The organism is Sulfitobacter brevis, from assembly GCF_900112755.1.
Classification (GTDB): domain Bacteria; phylum Pseudomonadota; class Alphaproteobacteria; order Rhodobacterales; family Rhodobacteraceae; genus Sulfitobacter; species Sulfitobacter brevis.
In genome coordinates this window covers 55,018-76,443 of the sequence record NZ_FOMW01000014.1, presented here as the reverse complement: position 1 = coordinate 76,443, position 21,426 = coordinate 55,018, and the positions used below count along the sequence as shown (strand labels likewise).

The 21,426-nt window shown below is 55.1% G+C and carries 19 protein-coding genes; 4 read left to right on the top strand and 15 right to left on the bottom strand.

The features are described from left to right. Nucleotides 1-170 precede the first annotated feature (170 nt). The 11 genes from BM174_RS16880 to BM174_RS16830 all read right to left on the bottom strand — a co-directional run bounded on the left by BM174_RS16880 (nucleotide 171) and on the right by BM174_RS16830 (nucleotide 12,453). Nucleotides 171-1,478, bottom strand: coding sequence for an FAD-dependent oxidoreductase (locus tag BM174_RS16880; RefSeq protein ID WP_245766419.1), 1,308 nt, complete (start codon nucleotides 1,476-1,478; stop codon nucleotides 171-173). Further along, nucleotides 1,475-2,836, bottom strand: coding sequence for an FAD-dependent oxidoreductase (locus BM174_RS16875; RefSeq protein ID WP_093925032.1), 1,362 nt, complete (start codon nucleotides 2,834-2,836; stop codon nucleotides 1,475-1,477). Before BM174_RS16875 ends, BM174_RS16880 begins: the two co-directional genes overlap by 4 nt. Before the next feature lie 35 nt (nucleotides 2,837-2,871). Next, complete coding sequence (locus BM174_RS16870) at nucleotides 2,872-3,252, bottom strand: carboxymuconolactone decarboxylase family protein (protein WP_093925031.1); 381 nt, start codon at nucleotides 3,250-3,252, stop codon at nucleotides 2,872-2,874. Nucleotides 3,253-3,288: 36 nt separating this feature from the next. Further along, nucleotides 3,289-4,425 carry a serine hydrolase domain-containing protein gene (locus BM174_RS16865; protein WP_093925030.1) on the bottom strand — a complete coding sequence of 379 codons (1,137 nt, stop codon included), beginning with the start codon at nucleotides 4,423-4,425 and terminating at the stop codon, nucleotides 3,289-3,291. Further along, complete coding sequence (locus BM174_RS16860; RefSeq protein WP_093925029.1) at nucleotides 4,422-6,515, bottom strand: acetate--CoA ligase family protein; 2,094 nt, start codon at nucleotides 6,513-6,515, stop codon at nucleotides 4,422-4,424. Before BM174_RS16860 ends, BM174_RS16865 begins: the two co-directional genes overlap by 4 nt. After that, a complete protein-coding gene (locus BM174_RS16855) occupies nucleotides 6,512-7,672 on the bottom strand; it encodes an acyl-CoA dehydrogenase family protein (protein ID WP_425442384.1) in 1,161 nt (386 codons plus the stop codon). Before BM174_RS16855 ends, BM174_RS16860 begins: the two co-directional genes overlap by 4 nt. A gap of 11 nt (nucleotides 7,673-7,683) precedes the next feature. Next, entirely contained in the window at nucleotides 7,684-8,481 is a 798-nt protein-coding gene (locus BM174_RS16850; protein WP_093925028.1) for an ABC transporter permease, read from the bottom strand. Beyond that, a complete protein-coding gene (locus BM174_RS16845) occupies nucleotides 8,478-9,329 on the bottom strand; it encodes an ABC transporter permease (protein ID WP_245766418.1) in 852 nt (283 codons plus the stop codon). Before BM174_RS16845 ends, BM174_RS16850 begins: the two co-directional genes overlap by 4 nt. A gap of 55 nt (nucleotides 9,330-9,384) precedes the next feature. Further along, nucleotides 9,385-10,491: an extracellular solute-binding protein gene (locus BM174_RS16840; protein ID WP_093925027.1), complete on the bottom strand. Its 1,107-nt coding sequence runs from the start codon at nucleotides 10,489-10,491 to the stop codon at nucleotides 9,385-9,387. 77 nt (nucleotides 10,492-10,568) lie between these two features. Continuing rightward, nucleotides 10,569-11,570, bottom strand: coding sequence for an ABC transporter ATP-binding protein (locus tag BM174_RS16835; protein ID WP_093925026.1), 1,002 nt, complete (start codon nucleotides 11,568-11,570; stop codon nucleotides 10,569-10,571). Further along, the gene (locus BM174_RS16830; RefSeq protein WP_093925025.1) at nucleotides 11,563-12,453 is read right to left on the bottom strand and encodes a beta-keto acid cleavage family enzyme; all 891 of its coding nucleotides are present in this window, start codon (nucleotides 12,451-12,453) and stop codon (nucleotides 11,563-11,565) included. The genes BM174_RS16835 and BM174_RS16830 overlap by 8 nt, the downstream gene beginning before the upstream one ends. Nucleotides 12,454-12,560: 107 nt before the next feature. Between BM174_RS16830 and BM174_RS16825 the strand changes: the two genes are divergently transcribed. After that, nucleotides 12,561-13,634 carry a GlxA family transcriptional regulator gene (locus tag BM174_RS16825; RefSeq protein WP_093925044.1) on the top strand — a complete coding sequence of 358 codons (1,074 nt, stop codon included), beginning with the start codon at nucleotides 12,561-12,563 and terminating at the stop codon, nucleotides 13,632-13,634. On the opposite strand, the gene BM174_RS16820 is transcribed toward BM174_RS16825, so the two are convergent. The 4 genes from BM174_RS16820 to BM174_RS16805 are packed head-to-tail and all read right to left on the bottom strand — an operon-like array spanning nucleotide 13,631 to nucleotide 17,973. Then, nucleotides 13,631-14,584: a 3-hydroxyacyl-CoA dehydrogenase NAD-binding domain-containing protein gene (locus BM174_RS16820; RefSeq protein WP_093925024.1), complete on the bottom strand. Its 954-nt coding sequence runs from the start codon at nucleotides 14,582-14,584 to the stop codon at nucleotides 13,631-13,633. The genes BM174_RS16825 and BM174_RS16820 overlap by 4 nt on opposite strands. Beyond that, complete coding sequence (locus BM174_RS16815; protein ID WP_093925023.1) at nucleotides 14,581-15,384, bottom strand: carnitinyl-CoA dehydratase; 804 nt, start codon at nucleotides 15,382-15,384, stop codon at nucleotides 14,581-14,583. Before BM174_RS16815 ends, BM174_RS16820 begins: the two co-directional genes overlap by 4 nt. A 12-nt stretch (nucleotides 15,385-15,396) precedes the next feature. After that, nucleotides 15,397-16,431: an LLM class flavin-dependent oxidoreductase gene (locus BM174_RS16810; RefSeq protein ID WP_093925022.1), complete on the bottom strand. Its 1,035-nt coding sequence runs from the start codon at nucleotides 16,429-16,431 to the stop codon at nucleotides 15,397-15,399. Nucleotides 16,432-16,491: 60 nt separating this feature from the next. Then, on the bottom strand, nucleotides 16,492-17,973 hold the full coding sequence (locus BM174_RS16805) for an aldehyde dehydrogenase (RefSeq protein WP_093925021.1): 1,482 nt from the start codon (nucleotides 17,971-17,973) through the stop codon (nucleotides 16,492-16,494). A gap of 140 nt (nucleotides 17,974-18,113) precedes the next feature. Between BM174_RS16805 and BM174_RS16800 the strand changes: the two genes are divergently transcribed. The 3 genes from BM174_RS16800 to BM174_RS16790 are packed head-to-tail and all read left to right on the top strand — an operon-like array spanning nucleotide 18,114 to nucleotide 21,423. Then, nucleotides 18,114-18,515 carry a RidA family protein gene (locus BM174_RS16800; RefSeq protein ID WP_093925043.1) on the top strand — a complete coding sequence of 134 codons (402 nt, stop codon included), beginning with the start codon at nucleotides 18,114-18,116 and terminating at the stop codon, nucleotides 18,513-18,515. After that, nucleotides 18,515-19,315, top strand: coding sequence for an alpha/beta fold hydrolase (locus tag BM174_RS16795; protein ID WP_093925020.1), 801 nt, complete (start codon nucleotides 18,515-18,517; stop codon nucleotides 19,313-19,315). The genes BM174_RS16800 and BM174_RS16795 overlap by 1 nt, the downstream gene beginning before the upstream one ends. Further along, nucleotides 19,312-21,423, top strand: a complete 2,112-nt coding sequence (locus BM174_RS16790; RefSeq protein ID WP_093925019.1) for a CoA transferase — start codon at nucleotides 19,312-19,314, stop codon at nucleotides 21,421-21,423. The genes BM174_RS16795 and BM174_RS16790 overlap by 4 nt, the downstream gene beginning before the upstream one ends. Nucleotides 21,424-21,426: the final 3 nt, after the last annotated feature.

Below are 21,426 nucleotides of genomic sequence, written 5' to 3'. Positions count from 1 at the left end.
CAAACAGAAGTTATTCTTCATTTGAGGTGTGTTTGTGTTTTCCTGTCTCAACCCTGTCGCGGACATCAGCTTGCGCTGATGGAACTTGAACACGCTCACCACGCAGTTCAAGCTTTGACAAATTCGTCTCCATAATTGTCTCTCGTTTTTCTTGACGCCGCAAAGCGCACTCATTTTACCCAAACACCCTGCTCAGCCAGTACGGCGGTGACCTCGGTGGTGTCCAGTATTTGCATGCTACAACCTTTCTCCACCGCCAAAGACACCGCAACACCACAGGCTTGCCCCATTGCAATACATTGCGGCATCCCCCTTACTGAGGCAAAGGCCACAGGGTCGGCCGAGATAAGCCGCCCTGCGAACAACAGGTTTGCGATTTTGCGAGGTATGAGTGACCTGAAGGGGATCGTATAATAGTCGCCCTGCTGCACAGCTGCATCATGGGTCATCTCAGCGGTATCACGCATCACGTCGTCTATCGGGTTGTCACAGGCCACAATCCCATCCGCAAACTTGGTGCCAATGGCAATGTCTTCGCCCGTAATACGGTAGACGGCTTCCAACTTGCGGGTTTCACGCACACCAACCGTGGGACCAACCGCCCACATTTGCGCCGTTTCAAAACCTGACACACGATCGACCAGAAAACGCGCGACCTGATGACACCTGCGGCGGCCCTCTTGTGTGGCGCGTGTCACAGCATCCGAGTCCGTTCCGTCAACGCCTCTGATGGTGACAGTGTTGCAAAACACACTGTTCGCTTGAAACCCCTGCATCAGATAAAGCTTATGCAAATCAGGGTGAAGCAGGCCATCGGCGATCCCTTGCGCCGCCAGCTGCTGAAAATAAGGGTCAGCACCTGCAAAGACCTTCTCACAATCGGCGCCGATCATATGAAAGGACAGGGTTACGGCCATCATGTTGCCCTGCGCGTCCCCTAGCGAGAACGGCACACCAGACTTGGCCGAAATATCGCCATCGCCTGAGCAATCGATCACCATTTTTGGCACCAAAGTAAATGTACCGCGCCGATCCGCGCAGTCGATGCTTGCAATCAAGTCGCCCTGCATGTTGGGGTTCAAAGCAAAGCTGTTCAGATGAAGAATGACACCCGCCTCCGAGAGCATCTCCAACATCACAAGGGTAGCGGCCTCATGATCATAGAGCACTTCTAGACCGAAATTCTCCAGCGCGCAGGCACGCACCTCAGCCGCTGGCGGGGTCATCTGTGCAAGCCTGTCGGTCAGTTCCGAAAAAATCCCACCGATGGTACGACCCTGAGGATAGCCCCCGCCCCACGGCATCCCTGGACAGAACGCCATTACGCCACCGACCTTGGGGCCAGCCTCAACAAGGCGCACAGACAGACCCGCGCGCGCGGCGGCAATTGCCGCCCCAAACCCAGCGGTTCCGCCACCAATGACTGCGACGTCGCAATCCAGCCGCCGTTGATTGGCGTTGATAATTCTACTGGTCAATTTATCCGAACTCCCTGACTCACCAGCCCGGCCTGCACTTCGGCCATATTTACTTCGCTAACGTCACAACCCGTGCGCACAGCAAGGGCGGCTGCAACGCCAGCGCCCTGCCCCGCCACGGCACAACACGCCATGTTGCGCGTTGCGGCATGAGCCACGCGATCACCGCCAATTGCCCGCCCTGCAACCAGCAACCCCTTAACGCCTTTGGGAAGCATCGAGCGATAAGGGATCTGCATGTAACGACCTGTTGTCGGGATAATCAGAATGCCGTAACCGTCGATGAATTCAGGGTAGATGCCGATGGTGTCGTCAAAGCGGCCCTGATTGCGGACATCGTTTTCTGTCATGTTATAGACCGCATCAATTTTGCGCGTGTCGCGGATACCGATCGACATACCAAAATTCCGCAACCGCACGCCGCTGCAACCGGGCATATATTGGCGCAGTGCCTCAATCGCCAGCATAGCCTGCTTGCGACCCTCGATCTCGCCTTTGGTCATGCTGTCGGGGTCCGTGCCGTCAACCCCTGCTAGATGCACGAGGTTCATATAGGTCAGCTCGCCCGTATCATGCATCGCACCCCAAGTCCCCGCGATAGTGTTCAGATGCTTGGGGATAAGTCCGTCCTCGATTGCTTTTGCAAAGGGCTTTTTCAGGAAGGGAGAGAACATGTCATCTTCTTTTCCGTCTGTCTCAACCGTCCATTCGCCAGTGGACCAATCTTTGTAAGTTTGCGGATCGCTCTGCACCTCGGCCATGAACGCGGACTTGTTCACACCCGCAAGATGGAACATCACACTGGCCGCTTGCATGTCCTCTGGCGACGTCATGTGCGTCGCCGCACCCGCGCGATATGCAACATCGGCGTCACCTGTCGCGTCTATGACTACTTTGGCCAAAATTGCTTCGCGGCCCGCTTTGGATTCAACAATGATGCCGGTAATGCGGTCGCCATCCATCACAGGGGCCACAAACTGCCGGTGCAACATGCCATGAATGCCGGCCTCTTCGACAAGACGGTCTGCAACGAGCTTGAAACCTTCGCTGTCGATCTCATAGCTGAGAGACTGGCTCTCGGGTACTGCAGCACCCATGGCTTTGGCGCGCTCTTCAAACTCGCGCCCGATACCGTTGGCCTCGACGGTAGCTTCGTGGCGATACCACGCGAAACCCTCGACACCCACCACAGTAATGTTGCCGCCAAAGCAGCCGAACCTTTCGACAAGGCACACATCAACTCCTGCCCGCGCGGCAGCTAGTGCTGCGGAAAGTCCGCCTGGACCCGAGCCGACAACAAGAACATCAGTTCGATGAATGACGGTCGTTTGCCGTGCTGCTTCGGTTATCGCTTCCATTCTTCCTCACTGAAAAAATACCTTGCCCTATCACATCATTCTTCTTCGATAACTTTACGCGCAACCCGAAAACACTCCAGCGCCTGCGGCACGCCGCAATAGATTCCTATGACGTGGATGATCGCACGGATCTCATCGGTAGAAACACCATTGGTAATAGCGCCGCGGCAATGGATTTCCCATTCCGTCATTTTGCCCAAGGCACCAATCATTGACAGGTTCATCATCGAGCGGGTCTTTGCGTCAATCACATCGTCGCCCCAACCAAACCCCCAGCACCATGCTGTCATCGCTTCTTGGAAAGGCCGGCTGAAATCGTCAGCGGCGGCGAGGTTCTTCTCGACGTATTCGGCCCCAAGCGTGGCTTTACGTTGCTCCAGTCCCTTCAAGAACAGGTTTTCGTCAAATGCACTCATGGCTTCACCCTCGGTTTTTTCTGCTTCAATCCAGCTTTACCTATCACATACCTGTCGCATGACCTCGGCAACCTGCGCCATATAGGCGTCGTCATAGCCAGCGTCATTCTGCAACACACTCAAAAACGCGCAAGACGTCCCAGATTGCATGTCGACCATCAGGAACTGCCCGCCATATCCAGCATGGCCAAGAAACCGGCCATCCGTCATCATGTGGTTTGAATAGCGCAGCCATTCCTTTGGCGCGGCCAAGCTTGGCGCTGCACGGGTCAGACTGCCGGACAGGAAAGATACATTGGCAAACGGAGTGCCGTGGATGTCACACCCTTGACGCGCAAACAGCTGACCAAATCGCGCGAGATCCCGCGCACTTAGGCATCCGCCGCCCGAAAATGCAGGAAAGCCATCTGGGCTGAGGCTGATATGAAACCCGCCTTCATACCCTGCCGCATCTGCAATATCCTCGATATGCTGGGCCAATGGTTTCGGCGAGACGGCCGCAGCAATCCGGGTCAGCACATCCGTGTTGGCAGATTTATACTCCGCCTGAAGTCTATCTTTGTCTGGCTTGAACCCGGTGATCGCATTGGTGAATGCCACCAGACTGGTCTCGGCCACCTTCCCTTTTGGCAGCCGCCAGCCCAGTGCGATCTCTTCGGTGTAGCAATCCGAATTGGGGTCGGAATAATCCTCAGAAAAATCATTGGTGACGGCCATATCAAGCAGCGCCTGAACCGACGCATCTGAATAGCCTGTTCCAATATCAGGTAGGTATTCTGCGACCTTGGCATCAAGCGCCAGAAGCCCTTGATCAATCAGTTGCCCGATGATGAGGTGGATATGTAGTTTGGTTATCGATTGAATCGAATGTGGAGCTGTGAGCGAAAAGTCCTCTGCAGCAACTTCCATGACGATCCTGCCATCCTGAATGCAGCATATGGCGGAAAAAGCGGGATGGGTCATGAGATTGCGCAAGCTGGGAATGCCGCCAAAATCGGACAGCGGCGCGGTATCCAACAGCATCACGTTGCGCGCACGCACCATCAGCGTGCGGCGGAACAAATGGTGTGCATTGTGAAATCCGTGCCGCCGATGCGCAGGTTGGTTCCAACGCTGTTTGTTGTCTTCACCAACGGTCAGATCAGGGTTCGGAACGATACGTTCAGGCCTCATACACCTACCGCCTGATGCACAAGCACATCAACCGCGCAGATGCGATCTGGGTAGACAAACAGAGGGTTGATCTCGATTTCGGCGATCTCGTCAGCCTCCTCAATGAACGTGCAGCATAGACGGTGAATTTGATCCGCGATCTTGTTCAAGTCAGCCTTCACACGCCCTCGAAAACCAGACAAAAGGCCTGCAACCCGCAGCGATTGCAGCGCATCCGCAATGTCGAGCGGTGATGCCGGCAAAAGCAACGTGACTACATCGCCAACCAACTCAACCAGAACACCACCACTGCCCAGCACCAATGCCGCCCCGAATTGCGGATCGCGGCGCAGGGTCACGACCAACTCCGCCAAGGGCGGTGGCGACATCTCTTCTACCAAAAACAAATCGCTGACTGCTTGTGGGCTATAAGCCTTCACATCGACGCTCATCTGAGCGGCAGCAGCCGAAAGCGCATCACTGCCCACAAGGTTCAAAGCGACAGCGCCCGCATCGGTCTTATGGGCCAATTGCGGGCTCATCATCTTGAGCACCACAGGGTAACCTACCTCCTCGGCCGCAAGGCACACTCGTTGCCCAGTGACCGCACGGCCGTGAGGTACCGCAATTCCGTGCTTTGACAACCAGAGCTTGCCCTTATCTTCGGTTAACATCGTCGTAACCCCGATGACCCTATTGGGCAAAAGTGGCAGCGGCTCTTTGAGAGAGATGCATTCGCGCGCTCGCGACCACAGGACCGCCTGCGCAATGGCGTTCAATGTCTCATGTATGCCCTGCATCGGCGCAATGCCTTCGGCAACCAGAAGCTCGCGTGTCGCAGCATCCATGTTCTCCGGCAAAGTCGCGCAGATCGCTGCGGGCACTCCGTGTTCCTTCGCAGCACGCGCAAAGGCCGCAGCGTCTTGTTGGTAATAGTGCTTGGATGCATCCAAACCTGGTGCCGGATAATCCTGAACCAGCACTGCGGTATCCGCAGTTGTCGCTGCCATCGTCTTGGCAAATACGGGATAGGTCTGTTCCCCCTGCCCCCAGATGGGTGTTGTGTAGTCGAGCGGGTTCGACACAGTGGCAATATCGGGCAACAGTGCGGCAAGCTGGGCATGTTGAGCGGAGTCAATTTGCGGAAAGCTAAGGCCGATTTTTTCGGAGTGATCCGCCAACATCGTCGCGCCGCCACCAGAACAGGTAAACCCTACAACGCCTACCCCTTTGGGTGCGCCTGCAACGCATAGGAACTTGAGCGTTTCCAGAAACTGCGAAGGGTTGGTGACGCTGATCACTCCCGTGCGCGCAAACAGCGCCTCATAGAGTTCGACAGCGCCAGATAAGGACCCTGTGTGGCTGACCGTCAACTCAGAACCGATCGCTGAGCTTCCGGTTTTCAAGGCAACGACGGGGATGCCTTTGGAAAGTGCTCTCAATGCTGCGCGCTCAAACCGCGCGACATCCTGCAACCCTTCGATATGCAAGCCAATGGCACGCACCGCAGGATCATCAATAAAGACTTCTAGGAAGTCTTCTTGTCCCAACACAGCCTGATTGCCCGCCGATACCATATACGCCAACGGCAAGGATCGTTGGCTCATTGTGATGTCGGATGAAAACATGCCCGATTGCGTGATGATCGCAGCGCCATACCCTGGAGACCAGCCGCCATGCTCGAACGACCAAAGGGCGGCATTGTCGATGTAGTTGATCACCCCATAGCAATTGGGGCCAATCAGCGCCATATCGCCCGTTGCTTCGATCAGGGCTCGTTCGGCGTCAGCATTCCCCGCCTCCTTGAAGCCCGCAGAAAAGCAAACCACCCCACCTGCGCCCATCTTCGCAAGGTCTTGGATCGCCTTGACTACACCCTCGGCAGGAATTGCGAGATATACCGCGTCAGGCGGTTCGGGCAGCTCGGCAACTGAGCCTACACAAGGCAGGCCCTCCATTTCCCGCCGCTTCGGATTGACCGCCCACATTTGTCCGCTAAACCCACGACGACGGGCCTCAACAATCGCGATTTCTGCGTAGCGTCCGCCAATAAACGCGATGTGGCGCGGTTTGAGAAGGCGCTGAAGGTTAGCGCGGCGTTGCGGTGTCATGCACCCAAAGGCCGCAGTATGGAGCGCGTGATGATGTGGCGCTGTATCTCCGAGGTGCCGTCCCAGATCCGCTCAAGCCGACTATCGCGCCAAAAACGCTGAATCGGCATCTCTTCCATCAGACCCATGCCGCCAAAAATCTGCACTGCATCATCGGCAATCTTGTTCAGTGTCTCGGAGCAGAACACTTTGACCATCGCGGCGTCCGCATCAGACATCACACCCTTTTCTGCACGCGCAACCGCATCGCGGACCAGCAATTCAGCGGCACGTAAATTCATCGCACCATCCGCAAGGCGGAACCCCGTTGCCTGAAAGGTCCCGATTGGCTTGCCAAATTGTTTGCGGGTTGCCGCCCAATCGGTCGCCATATTGAGAATACGCTCCGCTTTTCCGCAGCACGTTGCTCCGACCCAGATGCGTCCCATACCCAACCACTTGCCAGATAACTCCAGCCCGCGACCCTCTTCGCCCAAGACCTGCTCTGGTCCAAGTCGCACATTATCAAAGTGCAGCTCGAACGTCTTGTAACCGCGGTAACTGACGCAACGGGTCCCTTCTCGACAGTCAAACCCAGGGGAACCAACATCTACAAGAAATGCCGTGACCCGCTTACGCGGACCACGCGGCGTTTCATCCTCGCCGGTGGCGGCAAAGACGATGGCAAAATCCGGCATACAGGGGCCGGAGATGAAATGTTTTGACCCGTTTAGAATCCAGTCATCCCCATCGCGCCGTGCGTTGGTCTTCATGCCCATCACATCAGACCCTGCATCAGGTTCAGTCAGAGCAAACAATTCGCGCTTTTCGCCGCGCACTGCGGGCAGAAGATAGCGCTCGCGTTGATCGCCTTCGCAGGCCATGAGCAATTCCGTCGGTCGCGCAGCCCAGCTTTGCAACGCGTGGCTGGTCGTGCCGTATTCCCGCTCAATCAACGACATTGGCCCGTACCCCAGTCCCCCACCACCAACCTCTTCGGGCAAGTTGCAAGCGTAAAGGCCCAATTCTTTGGACTTGGCCTCGATCTGGCGACCGATTTCTTCTGGAACATAGCCCAAACGGTCGACTTCTTCCTCATGAGGAAACATCTCTGTCTCGACAAACCGACGGACGGTGTTGACCAAAAGATCTGTTTCGTGGTTCGTTTCCATGTTCATGGCAGCCTCGCTCAAGATACGGTTTTCTTTGTATTTCTGCGCGAACTAATCACGAAGATGACAAAGGCAATAAAGGTGATCGCAATTAACACCACGGCGGCAGCGGCCACTGTTGGATCTGTATTTTCACGAATGCCATTCCACATTCGACGCGGCAATGTGTAGACGCTGAATTTGGAGATAAACAGCGTGACCACAATTTCATCCCAGCTAAGGATGAAGGCGAACAAGGCTCCCGCAAAAACCCCCGGTTTGATAGACGGCAAGATAACACGTCGCATCGTCGTCCAGTTAGACGCACCAAGGTTCTTGGAGGCTTGTTCCAGCTTGGGATCGAAGGTGGCGAGCGACGCACTGACGGTAATCAAAACCATTGGTGCGGCAAGGATCGTATGGGCAAGGATCAATCCCGCGTAGCTGTCTAACAGGCCTAGTGGGATCCACAGCCGATAAAACGCCATGGCCGAGATGATCTGCGGAATGATCAAGGGCAAAAGCAGGAACGCGCGCACAAGTTCGCTATATTTCGACGACACACGCCAAAGACCAATGGCGCAGAGGGTGCCCAGAATGGTCGCGATCAAGGATGTCGAAACAGCAATGACGGCACTCTGGAAAAAACTCGACAGCCATTCCTCACTGGTGAAAAGCATCTCGAAATGCCGCAGCGAAAGCTCGCCTTTTGGCATCGACAGGAAACGCTTTGGCGTGAGTGACACGGGGATCGCGATCAGTGCAGGCGTGACCAAGAATAGCAGCAGCACCCATGCGCCGACCCTGTTGAAATGCGAGAATAATCCAGACTTCATCGCGCCGCTCCGCCGAAAACTGTGCTTAGCTTCATGAACCGCGACATTATCCAAAGCATCGCGAGCACACCAAACAGCATCAGCGCAGCCAGCATTGCAGCGGTCCCCCACTTCAATGTGACCAGCAGTTGGACCGAAATGTATTCCGCCACCATCAGCACCTTGCCACCGCCCAAAACGGCAGGTGTGACGTAGAAACCAAGGCTGAGGATGAATACCAGTAAAGTCGAGGCCACCAACCCCGGCAGCGTGAGCGGCAGATAGATGCGCCAGAACGTCTGTGTGCCGGTTGCTCCCAGATTGCGCGAAGCATCCATCACGCGCTTGTCCAATGCCTCCATTGACACAAGCAGCGGCAATACCGCGTAGGGGATCATGTAATGCACCATCCCGATCAACACGCCCAATTCGTTGCGCATGAACGCGATTGGCTCTGCTATCAGCCCGATGTCTTGGAGCGCTCCATTCACCAGCCCATTACGCCCCAGCAGCATCAGCCACGAAAACGTGCGCACCAGAATGGATATCCAGAACGACAACAGCAAGAGCGTCAGCATGTAGTTCTTTTGTTTTTGGTGGCAGTGCACCATGGCGTAGGCGATGGAATAGCCCAACGTCACGCTAAAGATCGTCGTGATGATGCAAATCCGAACCGTGGTCCAGATGATCCGAACCAGCGCATCGCTTTCACCTAGCTTGGCATAGTTACCGAACCCCGGTTCAGGGTCGGTCACACTGAGCCACAAGATGTTCAGGATCGGGCTGAGATACAGGGTTGCAACCAATATCAAAAGCGGCGCGATGATGAACCATCCAGGATGGATATGTTTGCGCAATGCTTGCATCATGTTTCCGATAAAAATTGGGCCGCCCTGCTTACAATACAGGGCGGCCGCTATGAACCTAGCTGATCGCTTCGAGGAAGGCGTTTACTGCATCGCCGCCATTCTCGCCCCACCATGTCGGATCATTATAAACGATCTTGTCGATGTTCATGGCCGAGGTGATCGCATAGTGCTGTTGATCCTCTGGGATCTCGCCGAATGCGGCCGGATTGGACGGCGTCATGCCAAGGCACTCGAGCAAGGCAAGCTGCGCAGGCACCTCCTGAGCAGTTGCGATAAACTGCATCGCTGCGGCACCCGCAGGATTGCCTTTGGGCACGATATAGGCCCCCGGCATAGCAAGCGCTTGATTGTTCACCAGCTTGTAACGCCCATCCGTATCAGTCTCGATGTTACGCCCACGGTTTTGCCAGATCATCCCCATAGAGACTTCGCCATTAACGCACATCGAATGCGCCTCGGAACCTGAACCCCAATAAAGGCTGTCGTCCTTGATGGATTTGATCTTGGCCAAGGCACGATCCATGTCGAGCGGATACAGCGCATCACCGGCAACACCGTCCGCCATCAAAGCCGCTTCAAGCGAACCGTTGGCCCATTTGTAAAGCGATCGCATGCCCGGGAATTTGGCTGTATCAAAGAAATCGGCCCAGCTTTGTGGCGGGTTGTCGCCAAATGCTTCGGTGTCATAAACAAAGGCATAGCCATAGAGAATGACAGACACCCCGTACTCCAGCGCATAACCGGGCAGTGTTTTTTCTTTCGATACGACTGAATAATCGATCGGCTCAAGATGTCCCGTTGGGCCAAGCGATACCGCATTAAACAGATCAGCATCTGCCACATCGGCTGTCACGTTGCCACTGTCGACCATCTCTTTGATTTTGCCTTCCAGCGGACCAGAGGTGTCAAATTTGACGCCTTTGCCCGTTGATGCTGTAAACGCGTCCCCAATGGCAGAGCCGTGGCATTCCACCGACTGCCCACCCCAGTTCCACATCACGACTTCATCTGCGGCAGCCTGTGCATCACCGGCCATGACCGAACTCATCGCAACGCCTGACGCACCACACAGTGCCAAAAACGTCCGGCGATCCATCCGCCCGTCCTTGTAGGCATGCGCACTGTCGGTCAGCATCTCTTTCATAAACTGTTTGTCTTGCATTTCGTCCTCCTATTGGTTCCTGGCATTTGCCAGCTTGCTTATTTTTGACGCCTTCGCGGCGTTCTTCCTAAATTTTCTTATGTTTCTCTGAGTTCGACAGCCGCTTCATCGTTCCAGAGCAAATCGACATCGGCCCCTTCACTCAGCATTTCTTGATTGCGCCACACGTCGATATCGACTTCGATTTCGTCGCCCGCACTGGTGTCAACGATGATCCGCTGCATCGAGCCGAAGTAGGTGATCGAGCGGATAACCCCGCTTGCGCGTGCACCCTCGTTTCCTTGGCCCGCGCGCAAATCGATCTTTTCAGGCCTCAAAGCAAAGGTCTTGCCCGCCTGATGTACAAAATTCGACTTGCCCAGAAAGCCCGCAGCAAACTTCGTTGCGGGCCGTTCATAAAGCACTGTCGGGGTACCAACCTGTTCGATGGCACCATCGCGCATAATAACAATGCGGTCAGACATCGACAGCGCTTCTTCCTGATCGTGCGTCACGTAAATAAAGGTCGTGCCAACACGCTTGTGAATGTCCTTGAGCTGCTCCTGCACCTCGACACGCAGCTTTTTGTCCAATGCCCCAAGTGGTTCATCAAGCAACAGCACAGGCGGGGCGAAACACAACGCACGCGCCAAGGCGACACGTTGCTGCTGCCCGCCCGACAACTGCGTGGGCTTGCGTTCAGCAAAATCCTGAAGCTGCACAAGTTCCAGCATCTCGTCGACACGGGTCCTGATCTCGGATGCGGGGCGTTTTCGCACGCTTAGGGCATAGCCAATATTGTCACGAACCGACATATGCGGGAACAACGCATAGCCCTGAAACACCATGCCAAAGTTGCGCTTTTCTGCCGGAATATTGGTGATCGAACTGCCATCCAATGCGATATCCCCGTGGGAAATATCCAAAAAACCCGCGATCATCATCAGCAAAGTCGTTTTGCCCGACCCCGACGGGCCCAGTAGGGTCAGAAACTCGCCCTTTTGGATCTCCAGATTGATGCCATCGACCGCTTTGAAGCTCCCAAAGAGCTTGGAGACGTCGCGGATCTGCAGACTGCCGGTGGGTGCGGTATCAAGCATCTGCGCCCCGCAGGTTCAACTTGTTACGTGCCTCTTGCGGGGTGATAACCCGCCCGCCCATACGTTCGATAATCTCACGGGCGCGCGTCACTAGTTGCGCATTCGTCGCAAGGACACCGCGATCAAGATAGATGTTGTCCTCAAGTCCGACACGCACGTTGCCGCCCAAAGCAACAGCGGCGGCGGCCATAGGCATCTGGCCCCGGCTAATACCAAAACTGGCCCAGCTGGCACCTTGAGGCAGTTGCGCCTTCATCGCGGCCATCGTCTCTACCGTCTGATCCGCACCCCATTGGATCCCGAGGCAAAGCTGGAACATCGGTGGCGCATCAATCAGCCCTTCCTCGACCATCGCTTTGGCGAAACGAATGTGGCCCAGATCAAACACTTCCATCTCTGGCTTAACTCCCCACTCCTGCACTAACGCTGCCATCTTTCGCAGTGTGGGCGGTGTGGAAATATAGATCATATCGGTGTCTGAGAAGTTCAGTGTTCCACAGTCGAGCGAGCAAATTTCGGGCAAGCATTCTTTCACATGTGCAAGACGCTCTTCGGGGCCGATCATATCCGTTCCCGGCCCCGGCATTGCAGGATTGGAGGCGTCGGAAATCCAATCTCCTCCCATGCCTGCCGTCAGGTTGATGACCACATCCGTCTCACTGTCGCGAACCCGATCTACGATTTCCTTGAACAGTGCCGGATCGCGTGACCCTTGGCCCGTTTCGGGATCACGAGCGTGAATATGCACTGCTGAAGCACCTGCCTTGGCCGCTTCAATCGCAGCCGCTGCAATCTCTTTTGGCGTCACGGGAACATGGGGGCTTTTTCCAGTCGTATCCCCTGCCCCGGTTACTGCACATGTCAGAACAACATCGTAATTCATCCGAAATCTCCCCATTTCCAGTCCAGATTGGCGCGGAAAACGGTGAGAAGTTTATCGATAAATCGCCAAGATTTGTGTAATGTTGGCGAAAAATGGGACTGCACGAAATGCAAATTGATATTGCTTCTCCAACAAAACGCGCACCGACACATGCGATTTTTGTTGTCGTGCCGCGCTTCAATCTAACCACGATGATCACGATGATCGAAACCATGAGAATTGCGAACTACCTATCCAGTGAAGTGGTGTTTTCTTGGGATATAGTATCGTTTGACGGCCCTCGCATTTCGGCCAGCAACGGTATGAATACGCAGGTAAATCATGACATCACAGCCACGCATCCCGCCGATTTTGTCTTTGTTCTAGGGAGCTGGGGAACCGAAGTTTATGACAACAGAAGACTGACATCTTGGCTGCGCAAAGAAGCCCGCGCTGGCAGACGCATCGCTGCTGTTGAGCTGGGTTGCTACGTGGTTGCGAGAGCCGGGCTGTTGGATGGAAAAATGGCGACAACACATTTTTCCTGGCTTAGCGGCTTTCGCGAATCATTTCCCCAAGTGGAGGCAATCGAACAGGTATATACAATTGATGGTAAGATCATGACGTGTTCGGGCGGGCTGGCTGGCGTCGATCTAATGTTGCATTTGATTGACGAGGTTCTTGGAAGCGGCATGTCTGGAGAGGTTTCCGATCAGATGCTGTACCCGGCGATCAGGACCGCTACGACGGAGCAGCGCCGAACAATGGGTCGCAGCAAAGAAGAGATGTTACCGCTTGTGCGGCGCGCCATGTCGATCATCGAGCAAAACATTGAAGAGCCACTTAGCATCCCGGAAATTGCCGAAATCCTCGACGTCTCCCAACGCCAGCTTGAACGCCAGTTCAGCCGTCACGTAGGGTGCACAGTTGTTCAATTTGGACTTCTGCGCCGCGTGGAGAACGCTCGAATTTTGCTGATTTCCACGCAGATGAGCGTTCGGGAAATTGCAACCGCATCGGGGTTCAACACCTTGTCGCACTTTTCATATTCCTTCGGAAAGCTGTTCGGGCGGCGGCCCTCGGAGTATCGCGAAGCATGGCCTGAAAACGAACCTGCACCGAGCTGGACTGGCACGCTTTCAGATTTTGTTGATGCGCTGGAACGCAAGCGTCAACAGAAGCTAGGTGGCAAGAAGCTCTAAGTTTCCTGCCTTGCCGCTTTCAGCGCATTTAGAACCCCCACAATTTCCCGATCACGTTGCGCAGCCATATCTTCAAAGTGACGGCTCCCCGCGACCTCATTGCAGCCATCCACCATGCGGTCACGCAACTCTTTGGTCAACTCGGGGGCCTCCAGACGGGTCCAAGGCAGTTTTAACGCGGGGCCGAATTGATCAAGATTTGTGGCCATACCCCCTGCACCACAAGCCACATGAAAGGCCATGCACTGCCCTTGGCTTACCATGCGCGGGGCCGGACCGTTCATCAGCGCAATATCGATATCTTCAGGCGTTGCTTCACCGTTAGCCACCATATGCAACGCTTCGCGCCACAGCGCTTCTTGCAATCGGGTTGCAACAAAACCAGGAATTTCCTTTTTCATCATCAGCGGTGCTTTGCCCGCAATCTTGTAGAACTCACCTGCCCAAGCGACGGCCTCGGGAGCGGTTTTCTTGCCGCCAACAATCTCGACCAGCGGCAACAGGTAAGGCGGGTTAAAAGGGTGCCCTATGACCGTGCGCTCTGGTGTCGGGCAATCGGCCTGAATGTCGCTCATCATCAGGCCCGAGGTTGACGATCCAATTACAACGGAAGGCGGCAAAATCGCGCCCATCCGAGCATAGAGCGCTTGTTTGATTACCAACCGCTCCGGCCCGCTTTCTTGCACGAATTCCGCTACGGCGAGCGCATCTTCAAGATCAGTAGAAATCTGCAACCTGTCCAAGGATGCGCCGGGGGAAAGACCAAGATCGGTCAAGCTGATCCACGCCGTGTTGAGGATCGACATGAATGCATCTGTCTCGGAGGCGTCATGCAGATAGGCCGTGACATCATAGCCACGGGCAAGGAAATGCGCGGTCCATCCGGCACCGATCGGTCCAGCACCGATACTGGTGACGCGGGTAATACTCTCAGGATTTGGATACATCATTCGCCTCTGAAATTAGGTTCGCGTTTTTCAACAAAGGCGGCAACACCTTCCTTTGCATCTTCAGATTTCAGCATCTTGCGGTAGGTCGGCATCGGGTCTGTGCGCATTTTGTGGAAGGCTTGTTCCAGTGGGATACACTCGATTTCACGCTGCACTTCCTTGACCGTCTGCATCGCAAGAGGCGCAGACCATGCAATGGACGCGGCCCATTCCCGTGCGGCATCCATCAGCTGTTCCTTGGGAACTACTTTGTTGACCAGACCGTAATGCGCCGCCTCGGTCGCGCTCATCCGGCGGCCCAACAGGAACATCTCCATCGCAATGTTATGCGGAATCCTCCGCGGCAACCGCTGCAACGCACCTGCATCCGGTACGATCCCCAAAGGCATTTCAGGCAGGCCAAATTCGACATGATCGGCGGCAATGAGCAAATCGCATCCCATCGCCATCTCAAAACCCCCGCCAATCGCCAGCCCGTTGATTGCTGCAATAACCGGTTTGTTCAGCGCCCAGTTTTCGGTCAGCCCGGTGAAACCGCCAAAGCCGTATTCGTCCGCTTCCCACCAGTTATCCAGGCTCATCTCGCCATCATTCAACGCTTTGAGGTCCCAGCCCGCCGAGAAAATTTTATCGCCGCCACCGGTCAGGATGGCGCAGCGCAAGTCCTTATCTTCATGCAGCTCTTGAAACGCAGCAGCCAGCGCTTGAGAAGTTGCGACATCAATCGCATTCACCTTGCCCCGTTCCAAGGTTACCTCAAGCACGTGTCCATCGCGGCGGGTTGTTACACCTGTCGACATCAGGGTCTCTCCTTATCTGAATTCCGGCATGACTTCTTTGCAGAACATCCGAAGTGATCGCTGTTGCGCTTTGTGGTTTAGGCCCATCGAGGCGTAATAAATGTATTCATTCACGCCCAACGCCTGATATCTTTTCAGCTTTTGAATGACTGTGTCAGGAGATCCGAACATCAGGTTTTCTTCGAGCATTTCGGGATCGTATTGTTCCCGGCCTGCCAATTCATCCAACGGAATGGACGCAGGAAAGCCGTTGACAACATCGCCCGAATTGCGAAACAGGTTCTCAAACTGGCTAAGCAGCCGACGAATAGCATCCAAGGCCTCTTGCCGGTCAGCGTCATTGTCATAGAGACACGCATGCCGCATTAACGCGAATCTCGGAATCCAACCGTTGTCAGCTTTTGCAATCGCTTCATCCAGTTGTTGTTTGTAAAGTTCCGCTTCGGCAAAGGGCCGTGTCAACGGCCAACAATTCACATGGCAGCGTTCACGCATCGCATAATCATAGGTGATAGGAGAACGCGCGGAGACCCAGACTGGAACATTATCCTGCACCGGTTTGGGCACCGACGTAGCCGTGGGAAACTGCCAGAATTCGCCGTCATGCGCCACGTCGCCTTGCCAAAGAGCGCGGATAACAGGCAGCATTTCCTGCATGTAGCGCCACGCGTCCGATTGCTTGAGGCCCGGTTTCATTCGGTCGAACTCGCGCTGATACGCCCCTGACCCGATGCCGAACTCAAGCCGCCCGCCACTGATCAAGTCGACAAACGCCGCCTCACCCGCAAGGTTGATAGGATGCCAATACGCCGCTGTCGCTACCGCCGTTCCCAGCCGAATGTTGCTGGTTTCCTTCGCCCACCATGTCAAAATTTGCAGCGGGTTGGGCGCAATGGTCATTTCAAGCGCATGATGCTCTGCAGACCAGACAATATCGAAACCGCCTTCTTCAGCGATCTGCACCATCTCAAGCGTGTGACGGGCGACATCGTTCATATCAAGACTGTCGTCGATACGTTCCAAGTTTATGGCCAATTGAAACTTCATTCTAAGGCTCCTTTCTCATGTATTTTGGTAAGGCCGAGCGTCCGCTTTCCGAAAGCTCTGTCACCGCATCACAAACGGATTGGCCATCGGCTCATCCGAAGTATTTATCCAGATCGTCTTGGGGCGGGTGTAATCATAAATTGCCTGAAACCCGCTTTCACGCCCATAGCCCGACCCTTTGACCCCACCAAACTCGGCTATTGGCGATACCACGCGGTAGGTGTTTACCCAGACGATTCCTGCCTGCACAGAATTTGCCATCCGCAACGAACGCGCGGAATTTTGCGTGAAAATCCCCGCGGCTAGCCCATGTTCGGAATCGTTGGCAAGTGCGAGTACCTCTTCCTCGGTCTTGAAGCGCTGTACTGACAAGACCGGCCCAAACAGTTCGGTATCCACAATGCGCAAATCCTGACGCGGGCATTCGATGATTGTCGGCTCAAAGAACAACCCCCCCATGCCTTCGGGCTGTTTGCCTCCCGCCAGAACAGCGGCTCCTTGCTCTTGTGCATAGGCCACTTCGCGCTGGATGTTCTCCAGCTGACCGACGGTGCAAAGCGGGCCCATCTGTGTATCATCCGCCAGCGGATCACCAAGCACGATCTGCCGCGTCAGTGCCGTCATCCGTTCCAGAAACTCATCCGCTATATCTTCATGGAGATATAGCCGCGAACCCGCGACACAACTTTGCCCCGTTGCGCCAAAAATCCCTGCAATCGAAGCATTCACAGCGCTCTCGATGTTCGCATCGTCGAACACGATGAAAGGCGATTTGCCGCCCAACTCAAGCGACACTTCGGCAAAGTTACGTTTGACGTTTTCCAGCACATGTCGCGCAGCGTTAGGTCCGCCCGTAAACGACACCCGCGCGACTAAAGGATGACCGGTTAGCGCGCGTCCACAAGGCTCTCCGTGGCCCGTTACGATATTAACGACACCGGGCGGGATGCCAGCCAATTCGATAAGCTTGCCAAACTCCAACATCGCGGCGCTGGCGTGCTCCGACGCTTTCAGCACCACAGTATTACCCGCAGCCAAAGCTGGCCCCAGCTTTACGGCAACCAGAAACAACTGCGAATTCCATGGCACAACGGCGGCCACCACACCAAGCGGCTCGCGTTTGGTAAAAACAAACATGTCAGGCTTGTCGATCGGCAACGTCTCACCGCTGACCTTGTCCGCGCAGCCCGCAAAAAAGTGAAAGAACTCAGCTATGTATTTAGCCTGCCAGCGCGTTTCCTTGAGCATCTTTCCGGTATCGACGGATTCAGTACGGCCTAACACCTCGGAGTGCTCCGCCAGCAAATCGCCTAGCTTGCGCAAGTGTTTGCCGCGTTCTGTCGGCGTGAGCTTGGACCATGGTCCTTTGGTAAAGGCGTGATGCGCAGTCTCAACGGCACGGTTAACATCGGCTTCTGTCGCTTCGGGAACGCGGCTCCAGATTTGACCTGTTGTTGGGTTCACACTGTCGAAAGTGCCACCGTCAGATGCATCTACCCATGCACCGTCAATCAACATTTGATAGCTCTTGATGTCGGCCATATGCACGTTCCTCCCTTGCCTGATTCCTATTCTTGGCGGCTTTCTCGAATAGCATGCCCGAAAAATCGACTTACGCTGTCGAAAAATCTGCAATCCTTTCTACACGAACACGGCAACCTGCCAGCAAGGGAGGCATGACCATGGTTCAGAAAAAGCAAGTTCTTGGTGGCCCGATTGAAATCGGCGGGCGTGTTTTGACGCTGTCTCGTGCGATCCGCGCTGGCGATTTTGTCTTTCTAACCGGTCAGATTCCGATGCGGGACGGCACGCCAATGACGGACGGCTCCATCGAGGATCAAACCCGTGCGGTGCTTGATGACATCACCGAAACGCTGGCGCTGGCAGACTGCACCCGCGACGACGTGGTCAAAGCGATGGTCTGGCTGCGGGAACGATCCGATTTCCCTGGGTTCAACGAAATCTACGGGCAATATTTCCCGGCTGAACCGCCTACACGCTCCGCTGTTGTCTCTGACTTGCTGGTTGACGCCCGCGTCGAGGTTGAGGTCATGGCTTATCGTCCTCTCGAAGGCGAAGCTTGATGACTAAAGCACCGGATGGCACAGAGTTCGACATCACAGGCCCCAAGGGCGCGCCTGTGGTCGTCTTGATCCACGGCCTTGGGTTGAACAAAGAGTGCTGGCAATGGACAACCCCTGCGCTGACGGACAGCTTCCGCGTTCTTAGCTACGATCTTTTTGGACATGGTATGTCCAAAGCGCCGCCGCGAATGCCAGACCTCTCTTTGTTTTCACAGCAACTGGCGGATCTGCTGGATCATTGCGATATTGCGCGCGCAACAATTGTTGGGTTTTCGCTTGGTGGCATGATCGCCCGACGGTTTGCACAGGATGCACCGCAAAAGACACGCGCCTTGGGCATCCTGCATTCGCCCCATAAACGCAGTGATGCAGCCCAAGCAGCAATCTTGAAGCGTGTAGATCAAGCCCGCGAGATGGGGCCCACATCGACAGTCGAAGCCGCGCTTGAAAGATGGTTTACCGATGCTTTTCGCGTCGCCAATCCAGACATTATGGAAACGGTACGTGGCTGGGTGACAGCCAACGAGAAACCGATCTATCACACGATCTACCGCGTTTTGGCCGAGGGGATTGACGAGATCGTTGCGCCAAACCCACCAATCAACTGCCCGGCGCTCGTTATCACCGGCGACGAGGACTACGGCAACGGGCCGGAAATGGCCCACGCTATCGCTGCCGAAATTACAGGCGCCAAAACGCTGGTACTATCGGGATTGAGACACATGGCACTAGCCGAAGCCCCTGAGGCCTTAAACGTGCCGCTTCGGAAGTTTCTTGATGCATTGGAAGCGTCTGAATGAGCACGCAGATCCTCAAAGGGCTGCGGGTGTTAGACCTCAGCCGCATGCTATCTGGCCCATATTGCACTATGCATCTTGCCGATCACGGCGCTGAGGTGATCAAGATTGAAGGCGCTGACGGTGACACCAGCCGCGGCAATGGGCCATTCAGCGATGACGATCCATCACAAGATTGGGCGGGCTATTTCATCAGTCTGAACCGCGGCAAGAAAAGCATCCAATTGGACCTAAAGTCTCCAGACGGAAAAGCAAATTTCCGCAAACTCGCGGCGACAGCAGACGTAATTGTCGAAAACTTCCGACCAGGCGTGATGGAGCGTCTGGGTCTTGCCTATGAGACCCTCGCTGCGGACAACCCCAAACTGGTCTATGCTGCGATCCGCGGTTTTGGCGATCCGCGCACGGGCCAAAGCCCCTATTCAGATTGGCCGTCGTATGATGTCGTCGCCCAAGCGATGGGAGGCTTAATGGCCATGACAGGGCCAGATGCGGCAACCCCGACCAAGACCGGCCCCGGTGTTGGCGATATCTTTGCCGGCATGATGATGGCCTTTGGTATCATGGCAGCACTTCGTGAGGCCGAAGCGACAGGCAAGGGCCAGTTTGTTGATGTCGCGATGTATGATGCGATGATCTCATTGTGTGAACGAATGGTCTATTTGCACGACATGACGGGCAATGTGCCTGGGCCAGAGGGCAACGGGCATCCGTTCCTTGCGCCATTCGGACTGTTTCCCGCCAAGGATGGTCACATTGCTTTGGGCATTGTTGATGACACGTTCTGGCAGCGGTTGGCCAACCTGATGGGCCTGCCCGCTTTGCAGGAAGATCCCCGCTTTGCCTCCCGCGCCGCACGTGCAGAGAACTCAACCAAGCTGAATTCGATCGTCGCAGATTGGAGCAATGCACATACCAAAGCAGAACTGACCGCCTTGCTGGGCGGCGAAGTGCCTTACGGGCCGCTCAACACCATTGCTGACATAGTAAATGATCCGCATGTGATCGCCCGCGGTATGTTGTCCACAATCCAAGGTCCCGACCCGCTCCAAAAGCCATGGACAGTTGCCGCTAACCCGCTGCGCTTTGGCGCGTATGGCAATAGCCCACTTGCCTCGCCCCCCGCACTTGGTGCCGACAATGATCTGCTGAACACACTTGTTACACCTAATGAAATGGACGCGGATGCCAAACGCGCCCTGCGCAATGCCTTCGGCAGTTTTGCCACAGGCGTGACCGTCGTGACAACACGTCAGGCTGATGGAACACCGCGCGGATTTACCGCCAACTCATTTACATCTGTCTCGCTTGATCCACCCCTGCTCTTGGTCTGCATCGCAAAATCAGCACAGTCTTGCGAAGCGTTCGAGCAATCCGAGCATTTCGCCATTAACATTCTAGCCGATACACAAAAGGAAATTTCGGGACTGTTCGCCTCTCAATCAAGCGAGAAGTTCAACATTGCGAAATGGAGCGCCAATGCGCAAAATATGCCTCTTATCGAAGGTTCTTTGACAAACTTCGGTTGTGCACGTGAGAGGCTGGTCGATGCCGGAGATCATCTGATCCTGATCGGACGTGTCCTCAATTTCGAAACACACGAGGGGGCGCCTCTGGGCTACTACAAAGGTGCCTATTTTGATGTTGGGCTGGACACCGCGCTGGCAGATGCTGCCGCGAAGACAATGGGCGTGTCGTTAGGCGCAGTGCTGGCCCGTGGCGAGCATGTCTTGTTGCTTGAAAACGCGAAGGGCGAATTATCGGTTCCAACACCACCACCCGAGGCTAATACTGTTGATGGGCTAGTCGGTCATTTGAAGGGCCTTGGTCTGACACCCGCCCTCGATCATCTTTATGCCATTTATCAAAACACCCAAAGTGGGCAACAGCGGTTGATCTATCACGGCGTAGTTGATGGCGATCCGCCGGAAAACATGCGGTATTTCAACCTGTGCACCCTCCCCTTTGACCGAATTATGGACGATGCCGAGCGCTCAATGTTGCAACGATATGCGCGGGAAAACCGGCATGGAACCTTTGGCATCTATCACGGAACTGAGGTGAAAGGCGTCGTACATACGCTCGCCGGACACCAAGAATATCACATTTGACAG

Excerpts from the sequence above, each read along its gene's own strand:
- BM174_RS16875 (WP_093925032.1), bottom strand. The coding sequence starts at position 2,836 with ATGGAAGCGATAACCGAAGCAGCACGGCAAACGACCGTCATTCATCGA.
- BM174_RS16870 (WP_093925031.1), bottom strand. The coding sequence starts at position 3,252 with ATGAGTGCATTTGACGAAAACCTGTTCTTGAAGGGACTGGAGCAACGT.
- BM174_RS16865 (WP_093925030.1), bottom strand. The coding sequence starts at position 4,425 with ATGAGGCCTGAACGTATCGTTCCGAACCCTGATCTGACCGTTGGTGAA.
- BM174_RS16860 (WP_093925029.1), bottom strand. The coding sequence starts at position 6,515 with ATGACACCGCAACGCCGCGCTAACCTTCAGCGCCTTCTCAAACCGCGC.
- BM174_RS16855 (WP_425442384.1), bottom strand. The coding sequence starts at position 7,672 with ATGAACATGGAAACGAACCACGAAACAGATCTTTTGGTCAACACCGTC.
- BM174_RS16850 (WP_093925028.1), bottom strand. The coding sequence starts at position 8,481 with ATGAAGTCTGGATTATTCTCGCATTTCAACAGGGTCGGCGCATGGGTG.
- BM174_RS16845 (WP_245766418.1), bottom strand. The coding sequence starts at position 9,329 with ATGATGCAAGCATTGCGCAAACATATCCATCCTGGATGGTTCATCATC.
- BM174_RS16840 (WP_093925027.1), bottom strand. The coding sequence starts at position 10,491 with ATGCAAGACAAACAGTTTATGAAAGAGATGCTGACCGACAGTGCGCAT.
- BM174_RS16835 (WP_093925026.1), bottom strand. The coding sequence starts at position 11,570 with ATGCTTGATACCGCACCCACCGGCAGTCTGCAGATCCGCGACGTCTCC.
- BM174_RS16830 (WP_093925025.1), bottom strand. The coding sequence starts at position 12,453 with ATGAATTACGATGTTGTTCTGACATGTGCAGTAACCGGGGCAGGGGAT.
- BM174_RS16825 (WP_093925044.1), top strand. The coding sequence starts at position 12,561 with ATGCAAATTGATATTGCTTCTCCAACAAAACGCGCACCGACACATGCG.
- BM174_RS16820 (WP_093925024.1), bottom strand. The coding sequence starts at position 14,584 with ATGATGTATCCAAATCCTGAGAGTATTACCCGCGTCACCAGTATCGGT.
- BM174_RS16815 (WP_093925023.1), bottom strand. The coding sequence starts at position 15,384 with ATGTCGACAGGTGTAACAACCCGCCGCGATGGACACGTGCTTGAGGTA.
- BM174_RS16810 (WP_093925022.1), bottom strand. The coding sequence starts at position 16,431 with ATGAAGTTTCAATTGGCCATAAACTTGGAACGTATCGACGACAGTCTT.
- BM174_RS16805 (WP_093925021.1), bottom strand. The coding sequence starts at position 17,973 with ATGGCCGACATCAAGAGCTATCAAATGTTGATTGACGGTGCATGGGTA.
- BM174_RS16800 (WP_093925043.1), top strand. The coding sequence starts at position 18,114 with ATGGTTCAGAAAAAGCAAGTTCTTGGTGGCCCGATTGAAATCGGCGGG.
- BM174_RS16795 (WP_093925020.1), top strand. The coding sequence starts at position 18,515 with ATGACTAAAGCACCGGATGGCACAGAGTTCGACATCACAGGCCCCAAG.
- BM174_RS16790 (WP_093925019.1), top strand. The coding sequence starts at position 19,312 with ATGAGCACGCAGATCCTCAAAGGGCTGCGGGTGTTAGACCTCAGCCGC.